The organism is Ruegeria sp. CDSB022 (genome assembly GCF_059611145.1).
Map to the genome: position 1 here is coordinate 97,295 of NZ_JBXWOZ010000010.1, position 16,145 is coordinate 113,439.

A 16,145-nucleotide genomic window follows, 5' to 3' on the forward strand; every position below is an offset into this window, starting at 1 on the left:
GCTGAGGGGTATGGTCGGCCCGCACCATTGGATGCAATGCCGATATGTAAGTGTCCGAAATACACTAATTCAGATCGAAGTGAGCGGCCAAACTGTCAATTATCATGTCAAGAACTTGGGCGCGGTCCGTTCCCCCAGGATCAGTGCAAACAGGATCGTCCTGCTCTTCGATCAAAATCGCTTCACCGGCGGGCTTACATAATCCAAGCGCGGTGAAATGCATTGCGGGCGCGATCGTCATCACCGTGGCCTGAGGAACCAGCGTCTCAAAATTGCTTCCCAGGGCGCTCGTGTCTGTTGCATTCAGCCTGTCGGCCCCGTCACCCAATCCAATCAGAAAAAGCGAGGCTGTCACGTCCCGCACATCCTTATGCGCAAGATCCCAAGTTAGTCCCGGATCAATGGCTGCGACGGCACTGACCCGTGGATCCTTGTAAGATGCCTCATATTTTTCCTGGTCGATTGCAGTTACATCGACACCCTCTGCCGTCAACTTTGCGCAAAATTGTGACCCTGCCCCTGCGGCCTCGCAATAATCGAAAAATCCGTCACGATTGCCCTGGACGCCCGCAAGCGAAAGGGCTGTCCAGCCACCATAAGAGAAACCCGTGGCGTAGATCCGTGAAGTGTCGATGAGGGGGGCGAAAACCGGGTCTTGCAGCGCGTGATCCAACGCGGTGGACATGTCCTGGGCGCGGGTCCAATGATTAAATGCGGTATCGAAATCCAAATCTAAGGTCGTGCTGCCTGGATGGTTTACTGCCACTACGATTGCACCTTGCGAGACCAACCCCGCACTAAGCCACGCCATTCGTGCATAATTGCCGCCCCATCCGTGTGAGAGAAGAACAACCGGATGTTGCCCTGGCACCGGCCTGGCGTTTTCGACTACTGCTGTTCCATAGAACACTGCATTTTCTGCAAACATAGTCTGGCGCTGACCTGCCGCAGGGAACATGACAGCCATTTGCATGTCCTGATCATGATGAGGTGCGGCAATCGTCAATTCGACGAGGCCGACATCTTGTGCAGCAATTTCCGTGCCCGCCGAAAGGGTCATGACGAGGGTAAGAAGAGGAAGTTTCATGGCGCGCCTTTTTTGTAGGGTGGCATTAGTGTCGGCCTACATTCAGACGCTGTCGGGATTTCATACGACCTGAATCCGGTTTAAGGTCGCGCAGATCAGGATTTAGGTCCTATGACAGACGAAAACGGACCCCCCTGATGCCAGTTCTACCAATCCCAATGATTACTGCCCTGCTGCTTTCGGGCTTTCTTTTACATCGCTTTCTGACCCGCAAAACCCATCCCACGCTTTTGGTCCTCATCGGATGCTGCGCAGCACAAAGTGCGGTTATCGCGCTTGTGCAATATTATGGCTTTACGGGTCTCAGGGTCGTTCAGCCCATTCTTGCGACTGTAATTGCCGCATCCGCGTGGCTGTCCTTTCGTCAGGCCTCGGTGGGTTATCTGCGCAGACAGGACTTGTATTTGCATGCGGTAGGTCCGGCCCTTGCGATAAGTTTTCTGGCAACCCGACCCGAAGCGCTGGACGTGTTGATCCCCTTTCTCTTTGCGGCATACGGTATCGCCATCGCGTCTATGCTCTTGCGCGGCGAAGATTGTTTGCCCCATAGCCGCTTAGAAAACGGGCGCATGATTGTTTGGGTTTGGCGTGTTCTGGCCATCGCTTTGATCGCCTCAGCAGGCAGCGACATATTCATTGCAGTCCGCCTTGCATCAGGAGACACCGAGGTCTTGCTCTGGCTGCCAAGCCTGTTTTCCGCAATCACACTGCTCATATTAGGGGCGCTCAGCCTATCGCATGCAATCGAAAGTCAGAGCATTGGCTCTGACACGCGCGATGCGTATTCCAAGCAAGATAAAACCCGTGACACCGCTATTGTCGAAAAGCTCGACGCCTATATGGAAACACATAAGCCATATCTCGATCCCGATCTCACATTGGCCCGGTTGGCCCGAAAATTGCAGGTTCCAGAAAAGCAGCTTTCAAGCGCAATCAACAAAGGCAAAAGCGAGAATGTGTCTCGCTACATCAATAGGCATCGGATATCTCACGCTTGCACCGTAATGAAGACTGGAAAATCGGTGACCGAGGCGATGCTGGCCAGCGGGTTTAACACCAAGTCGAACTTCAACCGCGAGTTCTTAAGGGTGATCGGCGTCAATCCGCGTCGCTGGTTGAGGTCTCTTGTGGAAGTGCCCGATGAAAGGGTCAAAACCTAAGACGTTCCGGTGCACCAAGCATCCTTGCCACAGCTACCGAACCTTGATTTAGGACATCGGCGTCAGAGCCGTGAAAGCCGTCAAACAGTGAGAATCCGATCTCTATTCTGTTTTCTGTCAGCTTGATTATATTACTATCAGGAAAAACTGATGCTATGGTAATCCGAATTGAATTGGGTATTGCGCCGTGCCTGCTTGCAGAACCGGTTTGGACACGTGTAGCAAGACGTTGAAAGAATGAAATTGAAAAAACGCGACAAAGAAATGGCAGCAAACCTGACGCAGGACCCACATTCCGTTCGTTCGGGTGACAGAGAGAAAGTTCTTGAAGTTGCCATCGGCCGCGAGGTTCGTGCCTTTCGCAAACAGCAGAACATAACGGTCGCAGAGCTGGCCCAGTTGACCGGCCTGTCGATTGGCATGCTGTCCAAGATCGAAAACGGAAATACGTCGCCCTCCTTGACGACTCTGCAATCGCTGGCGGATGCGCTTTCGGTTCCTTTGACAAGCTTTTTCCGACAGTTTGAAGAACGCCGCGAGGCGGTTCATACAAAAGCAGGAGAAGGCGTCGAACTGGAGCGTGAAGGAACACGTGCGAACCATCAATATAACCTGTTGGGACATATTGGTGCCAACGGATCCGGCGTGATCGTCGAACCGTATCTGATTACCCTGACCGCTGAATCAGATGTGTTCCCAACTTTCCAACATGGCGGGATCGAGACGATTTACATGCTGGACGGTGAGGTGGATTACCGCCACGGGGACCAGATTTACCCGCTAAAACCCGGCGATACCCTGTTCTTTGATGCAGATGCTCCGCATGGGCCCGAACGGCTTGTCAGTCTGCCGGCGCGGTATATATCAGTTATCAGCTATCCGCAGACAAACTGATCGGTTTGCGCAATAAGAAATCTGTGGGTCTGTCATAACCTTCGCGACTGCCCGTGCTTACGATCGTGAACCCCAGCCTCGAAAATACGCGATGGTTCTCAGTAAGTTCCACGCGTGTTTCCAGTTCCAGCGCAGGTAAGCCAAGCTCTGCTGCACGGCGTGCAGCATGATCCACCAACCTGCGGCCGATACCCTGACCCCGCAATCCATCCTTCACCGCAAGCTTTCCAAGGTACAAACTGTCGGGCTTGGGCGTCAGAAACATACACGCGAAAAGTGGTCGCCCAACGGCCCAGATCTCGCCGCCACCCTGACAATGCGCCTGCATTCCTTCCACGTTCAGACTATGGATAGAAGACGGAGGGTCGATCCGGGCATCCATGTACTGAAATGACGCGCGAAACAGCGCAAGCACGTCATACAATGCAAAATCGTCACTCGAGATGAGCCAAGGCGCTTCGACCGGATCAATCATATGAGTTGAGAAATTTCGCAAGTCTCGCTTACTTAGACAAAGGTGGTTCCGTTTCCAAATCCGGCCAGATCCCCGGAGACGTGGGCAACCCGTCGTCAAACTGGCTGAGATAGTCCAACATCATGGGGCGGTTATCGATGAACCCTTTATAGGTTGCCAGCTCGACCGGCAGGTCCCGGATGACCCGATGCAGACGACGGCCCCATTTGGGTACGGTCATCAGGTCCTGAAAACTACACAGGTAGCAGCGGATCGGGAACACCAGGGCGTTGGAACGCGGTAGGCGGAAAAAGGTTTGTAACTCGACCCGCAGATACTGTTTGTGCGCTATGTTTTCAGGTGTCAGCGTCGTCTTCTGGATACCCCATTTGTGATAGTTTTCCGGGCTGGTATCCAGCAGCGGATTCACTGTCATAGTCCAATTCAGACGCCGTGCCGGGGCACCCTGTTGAATGTTCAGCAGGAATTTCAGGGCGCGTTGGAAAATGCCCATTTCATGGGCTTTGGGAACCGGCGCGTGCCATTCGAAAAAGTTCATTCCGATGTCAAAATCCAGGCTCCAATCCGCTTGGGTCGTCACCATTCCCGCGTCCATCCACAGCATCTCGTCACGCTGATCCAGCACGGCGAAATCACCCTGTGCCTGACGTGTGATGTATTCCATCGGCCCGTACGGAAGCGTGGTTTCGTCCATGAAGGTAAAGCTGTGATCAATGCCCATCGGTTTGTTGACCCAGCGCCACTGGTTCCCATTGCGATGCAGTTCGAACAGATCGGGATAGTCTTCGGATTTGCTGACCATGATCAGCTCCAGCAAGTCCCAACCGGCCAAAGTCATATGCGGCAGTGACTGGCAGCGCAGCGGGTCCTGATCCAATACCATGGCGCGGTCTTTCATCTCGGACACATAGTGTTCGTCGACGTCAAACCGCATCTCGTAGACCGATCCTTTGGGCCCGCCGCGATGCTGTTCCATGTTGACCGAATACATATAGCTGTCTTCGTGAAACGGAAACGGAAAGCGTTTGATCGCCCAGTCCGAGTTGTGAAACGTATAGTCGTCGCGGAAGGATTCTTCGTTGAATTGAATGGTCATGTTGGGCCTCCTCTCAACGGTCCAGCACGAGGGACTTGCCCTCGAAACGCGATACACAGGGCATGATTTTCTTGCCCGCAGCCTTTTCTTCGCCGGTCAGCCAGTGATCGCGGTGAACGAAATTACCTTCATGGTCGAGCACAACGGTTTCGCACTGACCGCAGGCCCCACCGCGGCACAGATATGGTGCGTCCACGCCTTCACGTTCGATGGCCTCCAGCAGGCTTTCGTTTTCACCCACATGAATGACCTTATCCGATGCCGCCAAGCGCACCTCGAACGGTTTGCCGGGCTGAGGCGCCAGGAACTCTTCGTAGTGCACGCAATCTTCGGGCCAGCCTTCGGCGGCAGCCGTGTTTCGGACCCAGTCGATCATGCCCTTTGGACCACACACATACACATGCGTTCCCAGGGGTTGCCCGCTGAGTAGATTTTTCAGATCAATCGCCTGGCTCTGATCGTCATAGTACAGATGGGTTTCGTTCGGATGTCTGTCTGTCAGTTGCTCAGCATAAGATGCCAAGGCAGTGTTTCGGCACGCGTAATGCAACTCCCAATGCCCGTGCAGCAATTCCAACTGTTTAATCTGTGCCAGAAACGGGGTGATCCCGATGCCACCGGCCAGAAACAGATGCTTGCGGGCGCGCAAGTCCAGTGAAAACAAGTTGACCGGATAGCTTATGGTCATCTCGTCGCCCAGCTTGACCTGGCGGTGCATGAACAGCGACCCCCCCCTGCCCTCATCATCGCGTCGAACCGAAATTGTATAAGATGACTGATCAAACGGATCTGACATCAACGAATAGGGGTTAAGCCGTGTAATGGCACCATCCTGCATTTCGACCACAGTATGTGCCCCGCCCGAAAAGGTTGGTAATGGCGCGCCGTCGATACGTTCGAACCGGAACCGCGTCACCAATTCGTTCAGCGGAGTGATCTCGGTCACCTTGACCTGAATTTTCTCAGCACCGCTCATTCGTAAATCCCCTTCGACTCGGGCACATTACCATGATCCTCGGCGTCGATACGGACGCCCTGATAGGCGGCAAGACGGCGGGAGTAGTGATCGCGCACAAACAGGTTTAGGCCGCAATGTGAACAGACAAACGGGTCAATCTCGACGTCTTCGGTGATGCCTTTGCAATGCACGCATTGCATCCGACGGGCGACCGATCCGCGATGTTCGGTCTGGATCGCCGTGTGTGGCAGACCCACAGCCATCACTTCATTCATGGCCTGCCCCATCATGCCTTCGGTGCCGGTCAGGTAGACCTGCAATCCCATATGCGCGTCCTCCAGAACCCTGCGAATGCGCGGCAGAGACGCCTCGAAAGACGGGCCTTCATAGAACTGAGCAGGGTTCAATGCCCTTAGCTTTTCCGCGAAATCCGTGCCTTTCGGGATATAGATCAGATGGGTTTTGGCCATCAGGTCAGGTGTTGCGATGTCGAGAATGGCTTCGGCCCCTTCGGCCTCGGCTATCATGAGATGATGTTCGCCCTGGCGAACCTCTAGCGTGCCCCAGACCGGGCGGCTTGCGATTGACTTGGGAAATTCGAACTTTGACATTGTGCCCTCAATAGGAAAAGGGCGCCACGGTGTGTCCGTCGCGCCCCCTGAAACTCAGCCCTTTGCGGTTCTGATCGATTTGTCCTGATCGTAGAACGGCATCTCTTCCGCAGTTGCCGTTATTTCTGTCCCATCGCCGTTGCGCACCGTCAGCTTGGTGCCGGGTGATGCACATGCGACCGGCATCCGCGCGATACCCACATTGTGACCATTGATATCAGAATACATGCCGAAGGTGACAACGCCGACTTTCTCGCCGTTTTGCAGCAGATCCGCGCCTTCATCCGCCGGCGTCGTGCCGTTCAGCTTGACGCCATAGATCTTAAACCGCTCTTTGCCTTGCGATGCATAGTGGTTCTCGGCACCGATAAAGCCGGTTTTTCCAGGTGAGACAGTGAAATCCAGGCCCAGTTCCCACAGTGTATCGCCGCAGGTATCGCCATCGAACGGATAGGTTTCGGAATTGTCGCCGGGGTAAAACAGCAGGTAGCTTTCGGTGCGCAACAGGTCGAGCGTCGAGAACTGGACCGGGACGATGCCCATATCCTTGCCATCAGCCAGAATGCTGTCCCACAAATGCACGGCGTGCTTGGCCTGACAGAAGATCTCATACCCGCGCTCGCCGGTATAGCCGGTCCGCGAAATCATCACCGGGCAGCCATATAGCTTGGTCTGCATGATGCCGAAATAGGCCAGATCGCGAATTCCGGGGATGTGCTTAGCCAGGAAGTCTACAGCCACCGGGCCCTGCAGCGACATGTCATGCATGTCATCATCGAAGATGACCGAACAATTCTTACCCGCCGCCACGGATGTCAGCTGCTCCATTCCGGTGCCTGTGCCATGCACCACCAGCCACGTGTTCACCGACAGGCGATAGATGATGCAATCATCAACAAACTTGCCTTCGGCATTCAGGATCGAGGCATAGGTCGACCGCCCCGGCATGATCTTTTCGACGTTCCGCGTGGTGACACGATCAATGACATAGGCGGCATCCTCACCAACCACGTGAACCTTTTTCAAGCCGGAAACATCCATAAGACCAGCTTTGGTTCGAATTGCTTCGTAGTCAGCTTTGGCACGTTCAGGGCTTTGGTCATAGAACCAAGCAGTCCCCATCCCGTTCCAGTCTTCAAGCTCGCCGCCGATCTGGGCGTGGCGCTGCGCAAGGGCCGACGTCCTCCAAAGAATGGCCATGGTTCGGTTCTCCCGTTGATCGTTTTTGTTGCCCATATTGAGGCCGATGTTGGGTTGAAAATCAACACTTGTGTGCAGAATTTTTTCCTGTTGGGAATATTTGCCTGCAATTTTTGCACCCTAAGAACATCCGGGAATATTAATATTTCTTTTCTTTATCTGTGGCTTAGTGCGTTTTTGGACGTGTGGGGACATACTTCAAGCACAGACCTTAAAGATGTTTGCCCCACATATCTATTGACAGGTCGCCAATGAGATTGTCCCCTTAGTATACAATTATTCCCAGCAGGAAATGCTTCGCAGAAAGACCTCCTGCTGCAACAACAGGGAGACTACGAAGTGGATGGCAATCTAAATGCACTTACGACGGTCTTTACCGAGTTTTATTACTGGGTAACGGTCGTCTTCATGTTCCTCATCCATGTGGGCTTTTGCATGTACGAAGTCGGTGCCAGTCGGGCCCGTAACCATATGCACACATTGATGAAAAACATCATGATCATCCCGCTGGTGACGGTCACGTTCTTCTTCTTTGGATGGTGGATCTACTGGGCGTTCCCGAACTTTCCGTTCTGGGGCGGTCTCGACACCGAAGCAGGTGCCGCAAATCTACCGTGGGCGAACACAATGGCAACCAATTTGGACGACAGAATCACAGGGGTCTTCTGGGCCGCGTTCCTTCTGTTCTCGTGGACAGCCGCCTCGATCGTTTCTGGTTCAGTGATCGAACGGATCAGGTCATCGGCTTTGTGGGTCCATGCAGTCATGATCGGGTCCGTCTGGTGGATCATCGACGCTGCTTGGGGCTGGCACTATGGTGGCTGGATGGTGCGTATATTGGGGTATCACGATGCTTATGCGTCAGGCGTTATCCATGCAATCGCAGGTGGTTACGCACTTGGTGTGATCATGGTACTGGGTCCACGACTTGGCAAGTTTGCCAAGGATGGAACGCCGCGGGATATTCCTCCGCATAATCCATGGTTGCTGACCATCGGAATTTTCCTGATCTATACCGGGTTCTGGGGCTTCTATGCCGCCTGTAACGTTCCGGTAATCTCGCCCGAGGTTATCGACGGTCAGATCGTTGGCGCCACCTGGACTGCAACCAACATCTATCTGGCTCCGACCACGCTGTCGGCGATTACCTTTAACTTCCTGATGTCGCTGTCGGGTGGGTTGATGGCAGCCTATGTCGTCTCGAAGGGGGATGCCTTCTGGACCTTCTCGGGCGGTCTGGCCGGTATCATCACCGCGTCTGCTGGAAACGATTTGTATCACCCGATCCAAGCGATGATCATTGCCGCAATCGGCGTCGTGATCGTCTATAATCTGCACTACTGGGTAGAGCGTCGGTTCAAGCTGGACGATGCCGTTGGTGCCGTTGCCGTGCATGGCTATGCAGGTGTCGTCGGGCTGGTCATCGCGGGCTTTGTCCTGTGGGGCGTGCCTTCGTCACCATATGAAGGTTATGCAACCATCAACCCGATCGGTCAGATCACGGGTGCGGTCATCATGTTCTTTGTCCTTGGGTTCCTGCCAGGCTGGGCTCTGGCGAAAATGCAATCCGCTGCCGGCGTACTGCGCATCCCGGAAGAAGTTGAACTTCAGGGTCTCGATTACGCTGAACACCATGCCTATGAGGACGCCAAAGCTGCCATTATCGAAGCCGATAAAGAAGAACTGGCCGCCCGTGGCGTAGCAGTGAAATGAGGGAGTAAGATATGTCTACGAATGGTTATACAAACTGGGCCGTGGATCTGGCCGAAGTCGGGCCGGTCTATCCCTTCCAAGGTTACGAAGTTCTAATGGTCATCATTGGTGTCGTCTTCTGGGTTGGCTGGCATCGCATCCAATTCGTCCGCGAAGCTGAGCACCTGGAAAAGGCGCGCCATACCGGTGACGAAGAAAAGGTGAAAGCACAGTTGGAGCGATATTGATCCAGCCTTGAATGCTTGCTATGGGCGCGAAAAACACAGGTCGCGCCCATTGCCTCTTAGGAAAAAAACTTTCCTATGATTATTGATGTCCCACTGATTTGTTGGTACCGTCGAATCATAATGAAACACATAAGGAGATCTGCCAGCCATGTGCGGAATTGTTGGATTATTCCTCAAAGACCAGTCTCTTGCGCCCCAACTGGGCAATATGCTGACAGACATGCTGATCACGATGACAGATCGTGGCCCCGATAGTGCCGGTATTGCAATCTACGGCTCTGAGTCCGATGGCAAAACCAAGATTACAGTTCAGTCCCCCAACCCCGAAACGGACTTCGTCGACTTGGCTGATGAGCTAGGCAAAAGTCTTGGCGTGACGGTTGGTCAGGCAGACAATGATACACATGCCGTCTTGGAAATTCCCGCCCGTCAGTTCGAAGCCGCGCGCGCCGCGCTGGCTGAAATCCGGCCGACGGTTCGTATCATGAGTCGTGGCGAAAGCCTCGAAATCTACAAGGAAGTTGGCCTGCCCAAGGATGTTGCAGACCGCTTCAGCCTTAGCGGCATGAGCGGCACTCATGGCATTGGACACACACGCATGGCGACGGAATCCGCCGTGACAACAATGGGCGCACATCCGTTCAACACGGGGTCCGATCAATGTCTGGTTCACAACGGATCCCTGTCCAACCACAACTCGTTGCGCCGCAAGTTGCGCCGCGAAGGCGTTACCATCCAGACAGAGAACGACACCGAAGTTGGTGCCGCATACCTGACCTGGAAAATGATGAATGGCGCCACTTTAGGGGAAGCTCTGGAATCCAGCATTGATGATCTGGACGGGTTTTTCACCTTTGTAGTAGGGACCAAAGACGGGTTTGGCGTCGTACGTGACCCAATCGCTTGCAAGCCTGCAGTGATGGCAGAAACAGATCAATATGTTGCCTTTGGCAGCGAATACCGCGCCTTGGTGAACCTGCCAGGCATTGAAGACGCCCGAGTTTGGGAACCTGAACCGGCCACCGTATATTTCTGGTCGCACAACGACAGTCCCACAACCCACGAAAAGGCCGCCTGAAATGCAGACCTATGATTTAGAGGCAGACGGACTGCGTGGATTGAACTCGTCCCTGCAGGCGCAAAACGCCGAGACCAACCAAACCAGCTGGGAAATTGTAAATCCAAAAGGCAGCCATGCGATTGCTGTCGGACTGGACGCGCCGATCGAAGTGACGGTCAAGGGGTCTACCGGATACTATTGTGCCGGCATGAACCAACAGGCGACCATCAAGGTTCAAGGCTCAGTTGGTCCGGGTGTGGCTGAGAATATGATGTCCGGCCAAGTCATCGTCGATGGCGACGCCAGCCAGTATGCCGGGGCCACAGGCCATGGTGGGTTGCTGGTCATCAAGGGTAACGCAAGCTCGCGCTGCGGTATTTCGATGAAAGGTATCGACATCGTGGTGCATGGCAATATCGGCCACATGTCCGCCTTCATGGCACAGGCAGGAAATCTGGTCGTCTGCGGAGATGCGGGCGATGCGCTGGGGGATTCACTCTACGAGGCACGGCTGTTCGTGCGTGGTTCGGTCAAAAGCCTCGGTGCTGATTGCATCGAGAAAGAAATGCGCCCTGAGCATCTGGATATTCTGAGGGATCTGCTGGACCGCGCTGGCAGCGACGCCAAGCCGGAAGAGTTCAAACGCTATGGTTCGGCTCGTCAGCTTTACAATTTCGACATCGACAATTCCGCAGCTTACTGAGGAAGAAGGGTATGAAAGATATGGACGATCAGATCCCCCGCACCCTGCCGATTCAGTCGGCGACATTTACCAATCCGATCAATGCTGAGATCCGTCGCGCCGCTGCGACAGGTATCTATGACATTCGTGGCGGTGGCGCCAAACGGAAAGTTCCTCATTTCGACGATCTACTCTTTCTGGGTGCGTCGGTGTCGCGCTATCCGTTGGAAGGCTATCGGGAACGTTGCGATACCTCAGTAACGTTGGGCACGCGCTTTGCCAAAAAGCCGATCGAGCTGGATATCCCGATCACCATTGCGGGTATGAGCTTTGGCGCATTGTCCGGTCCGGCGAAAGAAGCTCTGGGCCGCGGCGCATCCGCAGCGGGCACGTCAACCACCACCGGTGATGGTGGCATGACGCCCGAGGAACGTGGCCACTCAACCAAGCTGGTGTATCAATACCTGCCCTCACGCTATGGCATGAATCCCAACGATCTGCGTAAGGCTGATGCGATTGAGATTGTGGTTGGCCAAGGCGCCAAACCCGGCGGGGGCGGTATGTTGTTGGGTCAAAAGATCAGTGACCGTGTGGCCGAGATGCGAACCCTGCCCAAAGGCATTGACCAACGGTCCGCTTGCCGCCATCCAGACTGGACAGGGCCGGACGACCTTGAGATCAAGATCCTCGAACTTCGGGAAATCACTGATTGGCAAGTGCCTATCTATGTGAAAGTTGGCGCCACGCGCCCCTACTACGACACTGCATTGGCAGTGAAAGCCGGGGCGGACGTTGTCGTCATGGATGGCATGCAGGGCGGCACCGCTGCGACGCAGGACGTATTCATTGAACATGTCGGGTTGCCAACACTGTCATGCATCCGCCCTGCCGTTCAGGCATTGCAGGATCTGGGCGTACATCGTGAGGTTCAGTTGGTCATCTCAGGCGGCATTCGCACCGGGGCCGATGTGGCCAAGGCATTGGCACTGGGTGCAGATGCAGTTGCTATTGGCACGGCTGCTCTGGTGGCCCTTGGGGACAACGATCCCAAATGGGAATCCGAATACCAGAAGCTGGGCACAACCACTGGCGCTTATGACGATTGGCACGAAGGTCAGGACCCGGCAGGGATCACCACGCAAGACCCCGACCTGGCTGCGCGTCTTGACCCGGTTGCTGCGGGTCGCAGGCTGCGCAACTACTTGAAGGTGATGGCGCTTGAGGCCCAAACCATCGCGCGTGCATGTGGCCACAATCACCTGCACAATCTCGAACCTGAAGACCTGTGTGCCCTGACAATGGAGGCGGCCGCCATGGCGCGTGTCCCCTTGGCGGGCACCAGTTGGTACCCGGGCAAGGAAGGGTTCTGAACCGATGCTGCGCGGCTCCCTGATGGGGGCCGCGTTTTTGCTTTGAAAAACTAGAATTCAACAGGGAAAGGAAAGCAATCGTGACGACAGATCTCGCAGCTTTCGCAAAAGAAAAAGGCGTCAAATACTTCATGATCTCGTTCACCGACCTGTTCGGTGGACAGAGGGCTAAACTGGTTCCTGCGCAGGCGATTGCCGACATGCAGCAAGATGGTGCAGGCTTTGCCGGGTTCGCCACCTGGCTGGATATGACACCGGCTCATCCTGACATGCTGGCAGTTCCAGACCCATCATCGGTCATTCAGCTGCCCTGGAAGCCCGAAGTGGCTTGGGTTGCTGGCAACTGCGTTATGGAAGGCAGCGATGTCGCGCAAGCCCCTCGTAACGTATTGCGCCGCCTGATCGACGAAGCTGCAAGCGAAGGAATGCATGTCAAAACCGGTATCGAAGCCGAGTTCTTCCTGATGACGCCGGACGGAGAACAGATTAGCGATCCTTTCGATACAGCTGAAAAGCCTTGCTATGACCAACAGGCCGTGATGCGCCGGTATGATGTCGTGCGTGAAATCTGTGACTACATGCTGGAACTGGGCTGGGGACCTTATCAGAACGACCACGAGGACGCCAACGGCCAGTTCGAGATGAATTGGGAATTTGACGACGTTCTGCGCACTGCTGATAAACACTCTTTCTTCAAGTTCATGACCAAATCGGTTGCTGAAAAACATGGGCTGCGTGCGACATTCATGCCGAAACCGGTGGAAGGCCTGACCGGTAATGGCTGTCATGCGCATATCTCGGTCTGGGATGCGCCAGGCGATGCGGCCAAGACCAACGTGTTTGCAGGCGAGGGCGACGGCCCGACCGGTGAGGTTGGTCTGGGAGAGCGTGGCAAGCACTTCCTCGGTGGCATCATGAAGCACGCGTCAGCACTGGCCGCGATCACCAACCCCACGGTGAACAGCTACAAACGCATCAACGCGCCGCGGACGATGTCGGGTGCAACATGGGCGCCCAACACCGTGACATGGACGGGCAACAACCGGACTCACATGGTGCGTGTGCCCGGCCCCGGGCGGTTTGAATTGCGTCTGCCGGACGGAGCAACCAACCCCTACCTGCTTCAGGCCGTGATCATTGCGGCTGGACTGTCAGGTATCCGATCCAAAGCAGACCCTGGCAAGCGCTGGGATATCGATATGTATGCCGAAGGCCATAAAGTGCGCGGAGCACCAAAGTTGCCGTTGAACATGCTTGATGCACTGCGCGAATACGACAAAGACAAAGACCTGAAGGGCATGATGGGCGCCGAATTCTCGTCTGCTTTCCTGAAGATGAAGCATCAGGAGTGGAATTCCTTCGTGTCGCATTTCTCGCGCTGGGAAAAGGAAAACACGCTGGATATCTGATCCGGTAAAACTGGAAGACATCGAGGTTGCGGCCTGTGCCGCGGCCTTGTTGTTCATTCACCAACAACGATCACGCCGGGATGTTTTTTCAGTCAACACGCGCCGGGCGAAGATCGCGGCGCGTCTTTTGCACACATATCGTCAAACGGGGATTCCGTTGAAATTGTGCGCCTTTAAGACGGGAACCCAATCCCCGCATTGCACAGCTGCTTTGGGCAGCCCCTTGGTTGTCTGGGAAATCGGAACCATCCCTGGCTTGCGGCCAAAAAGCAGTCAATCAGGGCATGGGCTAAGGGTGCTGTGCAAAAGATGACACCTAAACGACGATATCGCGATCGAGCAAATCTCTATGACGTTCAATACTTAAGACCGGCTTCATCTAATCTGAACGGTTGGTTGTTTGACGACTGATTTCGAGACCCTGCAAATAGCCTATTCTGGGACTTCTTGTCCTTTTTTCCTATCCACCTCGATGCGCCAGTCGGGAACGTCGTTAACAAGCATCAATGCCGCACGTCGCAGGGAGGTTCGCATTTTATCCACCGCCGGGCCGCGCAGTTCACAATCTTCCAAAGCGGCGTCAAAGGTTTCCAGCCAAAGCTCTGCATCGGCCTCGCGAATAGGCACATGGGCATGTATTTCCCGTAAATCCATGTGGCCAAATCGTTCCCGGTAATAAGCTCGGCCGCCCAAAAAACCGCTGAGGAACTCGAACTGTGCTTGCCTTGTATGGTTCAATCCGTGACCCCGAAAATGCAGCCGGTGCAAGGAATACACAGCCGGATCGGCCTCCATTCGATCATAAAACTGTTCGACAAGCGCGCGCAGGCTCTCTTCGCCTCCAAGTTGATCCAAAGCCGAGGACATAGTGGATTCTCCGGGTCTCCAGTGCCTAATTTATTGCATAACAGGAATATTAGTTTATCAACAGTGACATCTTGGCGCTGTTGATATCTGGGACCGAACACATGCCAATATGGTCGACACTACAACAATCTTCCCTTACATGAGCGCCCTTGCACTCGGGTTGCTAGCTGCGTTGTGCTGGGGCATTCATGATCTCTCGGTCCGCTATATCAGCCAGTCCGTCAGCGTGGTCGCCTCGCTTATGTTTGTGTTACTCTTTGGTGCCATCCTGCAGATCGGGATGGTTGCAGCCTGGGGCGACATCAACCCCATGTCGGGCAACGCGATGGCTTATGCGATTGCAGCAGGTTTTTTTTACCTCTTGGCCGGGCTCAGCATGTACGAGGCTTTTCATCGGGGGCCCGTGCGATTGGTTGCGCCGCTAGTTGCCAGCTATCCGGTCTTGTCCGTCACCGTCGCAATTTGGCGCGGCTCGACTGTCAGTGCATGGCACTGGTTGGCCGTAATTGCGATCGGCCTCGGAGTATCCATCGTCGCAGCCCGCTCAGACAAAACCGAGACAACCTACCCTGCCCGTGGCCCAACCATTGTCTTGTCTTTGCTGGCCGCAACCGGGTTCGCCGCAGCATTTGCCCTGGGGCAATACGCGGCAGAGATCAGCGACGAATACACCGTGTCTCTAATCGGTCGACTTACGGCAATTCTGGTTCTGGCAGCGATAGCTTTTGCGTCTCGCAAGTCGATTTGGCCCGGCACAAAAGCACTGCCCCTTTTGTGCTTAATGGGTTTACTGGATGCGGTCGCAATTCTCAGTGTGGTCGCGGCCGGTAGGTTGCCCAATGCCCAATATGCATCCGTCGCGGCTTCGGTTTTTGGACTACTGACTGTTGTCCTTGCCTGGGCAATCTTGAAAGAGCGTATGTCACCAAGCCAGTGGCTTGGTTGTGTCGTCGCGTTTGCCGGAATCGGCTATCTCGCGCTCTGAGGACGGCCTTGCGAATTGACGTGCCTGATGGGCTGCAGCCGGGCTGTTTCGCAGGCACTCAATCTCGCCTGAGCGTGGCGGTCCGGATTCACACAACGCTCGTAGTAGGGGGGATCGGAGGGAATTGGGAGGCGACACGCCAATGGATACGATCACCATGCACAAGTTACGACCTAAAAGGTCGCCAATACCTACCTAAATCAGAACGGAAAAAAGAACAGCCGCAGTTTGAACAGCGGCGGCCTCGTTTTAAGCCGTCAGGCCTTCTGGTTCGGGGAGTTTGTTTGCGCGGCATGCGGCGGTCAGGGTGTTGGCCAGCAGGCATGCGATTGTCATGGGGCCGACGCCACC

16 protein-coding genes and 1 pseudogene are annotated in these 16,145 nt (G+C 54.8%); 9 read left to right on the plus strand and 8 right to left on the minus strand.

The window, feature by feature from the left end; genetic code table 11:
* Positions 1-64 precede the first annotated feature (64 nt).
* Entirely contained in the window at positions 65-1,087 is a 1,023-nt protein-coding gene (locus AC2FIZ_RS14885; RefSeq protein WP_496690294.1) for an alpha/beta hydrolase family protein, read from the minus strand.
* Positions 1,088-1,224: 137 nt separating this feature from the next.
* Between AC2FIZ_RS14885 and AC2FIZ_RS14890 the strand changes: the two genes are divergently transcribed.
* Together AC2FIZ_RS14890 and AC2FIZ_RS14895 are read left to right on the plus strand one after the other, a co-directional pair.
* Positions 1,225-2,247 carry a helix-turn-helix domain-containing protein gene (locus tag AC2FIZ_RS14890; protein ID WP_496791264.1) on the plus strand — a complete coding sequence of 341 codons (1,023 nt, stop codon included), beginning with the start codon at positions 1,225-1,227 and terminating at the stop codon, positions 2,245-2,247.
* Between the two features lie 237 nt (positions 2,248-2,484).
* On the plus strand, positions 2,485-3,141 hold the full coding sequence (locus AC2FIZ_RS14895) for a helix-turn-helix domain-containing protein (RefSeq protein ID WP_185956716.1): 657 nt from the start codon (positions 2,485-2,487) through the stop codon (positions 3,139-3,141).
* On the opposite strand, the gene AC2FIZ_RS14900 is transcribed toward AC2FIZ_RS14895, so the two are convergent.
* From AC2FIZ_RS14900 to AC2FIZ_RS14920, 5 genes are read right to left on the minus strand one after another with little or no spacing between them, the layout of a single operon-like run.
* On the minus strand, positions 3,119-3,637 hold the full coding sequence (locus tag AC2FIZ_RS14900; protein ID WP_496791265.1) for a GNAT family N-acetyltransferase: 519 nt from the start codon (positions 3,635-3,637) through the stop codon (positions 3,119-3,121). The two genes, AC2FIZ_RS14895 and AC2FIZ_RS14900, sit on opposite strands and share 23 nt — an antisense overlap.
* A 7-nt stretch (positions 3,638-3,644) precedes the next feature.
* On the minus strand, positions 3,645-4,712 hold the full coding sequence (locus tag AC2FIZ_RS14905) for a heme-dependent oxidative N-demethylase family protein (RefSeq protein ID WP_281973361.1): 1,068 nt from the start codon (positions 4,710-4,712) through the stop codon (positions 3,645-3,647).
* A 13-nt stretch (positions 4,713-4,725) separates the two neighbouring features.
* Positions 4,726-5,688, minus strand: coding sequence for a PDR/VanB family oxidoreductase (locus tag AC2FIZ_RS14910; RefSeq protein WP_281973362.1), 963 nt, complete (start codon positions 5,686-5,688; stop codon positions 4,726-4,728).
* The gene (locus AC2FIZ_RS14915) at positions 5,685-6,281 is read right to left on the minus strand and encodes a dimethylamine monooxygenase subunit DmmA family protein (protein ID WP_142638486.1); all 597 of its coding nucleotides are present in this window, start codon (positions 6,279-6,281) and stop codon (positions 5,685-5,687) included. The genes AC2FIZ_RS14910 and AC2FIZ_RS14915 overlap by 4 nt, the downstream gene beginning before the upstream one ends.
* Positions 6,282-6,335: 54 nt before the next feature.
* On the minus strand, positions 6,336-7,481 hold the full coding sequence (locus AC2FIZ_RS14920; protein ID WP_142638484.1) for an aminomethyl transferase family protein: 1,146 nt from the start codon (positions 7,479-7,481) through the stop codon (positions 6,336-6,338).
* A 339-nt stretch (positions 7,482-7,820) separates the two neighbouring features.
* Here AC2FIZ_RS14920 and AC2FIZ_RS14925 point away from each other — a divergent pair, with 339 nt between their 5' ends.
* From AC2FIZ_RS14925 to glnT, 6 genes are all read left to right on the plus strand, one after another.
* Entirely contained in the window at positions 7,821-9,194 is a 1,374-nt protein-coding gene (locus AC2FIZ_RS14925) for an ammonium transporter (protein WP_142638482.1), read from the plus strand.
* 11 nt (positions 9,195-9,205) lie between these two features.
* Positions 9,206-9,421 (plus strand): hypothetical protein, encoded by a 216-nt coding sequence (locus AC2FIZ_RS14930; RefSeq protein WP_142638480.1) that lies wholly within the window; start codon positions 9,206-9,208, stop codon positions 9,419-9,421.
* A gap of 148 nt (positions 9,422-9,569) precedes the next feature.
* The gene (locus AC2FIZ_RS14935) at positions 9,570-10,499 is read left to right on the plus strand and encodes a class II glutamine amidotransferase (RefSeq protein WP_142638478.1); all 930 of its coding nucleotides are present in this window, start codon (positions 9,570-9,572) and stop codon (positions 10,497-10,499) included.
* Between the two features lies 1 nt (position 10,500).
* The gene (locus tag AC2FIZ_RS14940) at positions 10,501-11,184 is read left to right on the plus strand and encodes a GltB/FmdC/FwdC-like GXGXG domain-containing protein (protein WP_142638476.1); all 684 of its coding nucleotides are present in this window, start codon (positions 10,501-10,503) and stop codon (positions 11,182-11,184) included.
* A 20-nt stretch (positions 11,185-11,204) separates the two neighbouring features.
* A complete protein-coding gene (locus AC2FIZ_RS14945) occupies positions 11,205-12,533 on the plus strand; it encodes an FMN-binding glutamate synthase family protein (protein ID WP_142638687.1) in 1,329 nt (442 codons plus the stop codon).
* A gap of 80 nt (positions 12,534-12,613) precedes the next feature.
* Positions 12,614-13,942, plus strand: a complete 1,329-nt coding sequence (gene glnT / locus AC2FIZ_RS14950; RefSeq protein ID WP_142638474.1) for a type III glutamate--ammonia ligase — start codon at positions 12,614-12,616, stop codon at positions 13,940-13,942.
* Positions 13,943-14,374: 432 nt separating this feature from the next.
* Here the strand turns inward: glnT and AC2FIZ_RS14955 are convergent, their stop codons facing one another.
* Positions 14,375-14,809, minus strand: a complete 435-nt coding sequence (locus tag AC2FIZ_RS14955) for a group II truncated hemoglobin (protein WP_142638472.1) — start codon at positions 14,807-14,809, stop codon at positions 14,375-14,377.
* Between the two features lie 139 nt (positions 14,810-14,948).
* Here AC2FIZ_RS14955 and AC2FIZ_RS14960 point away from each other — a divergent pair, with 139 nt between their 5' ends.
* Positions 14,949-15,794, plus strand: a complete 846-nt coding sequence (locus AC2FIZ_RS14960; RefSeq protein ID WP_142638470.1) for an EamA family transporter — start codon at positions 14,949-14,951, stop codon at positions 15,792-15,794.
* Between the two features lie 249 nt (positions 15,795-16,043).
* Here the strand turns inward: AC2FIZ_RS14960 and AC2FIZ_RS14965 are convergent.
* Positions 16,044-16,145, minus strand: a pseudogene (locus AC2FIZ_RS14965) (bifunctional methylenetetrahydrofolate dehydrogenase/methenyltetrahydrofolate cyclohydrolase); the annotation flags it as partial.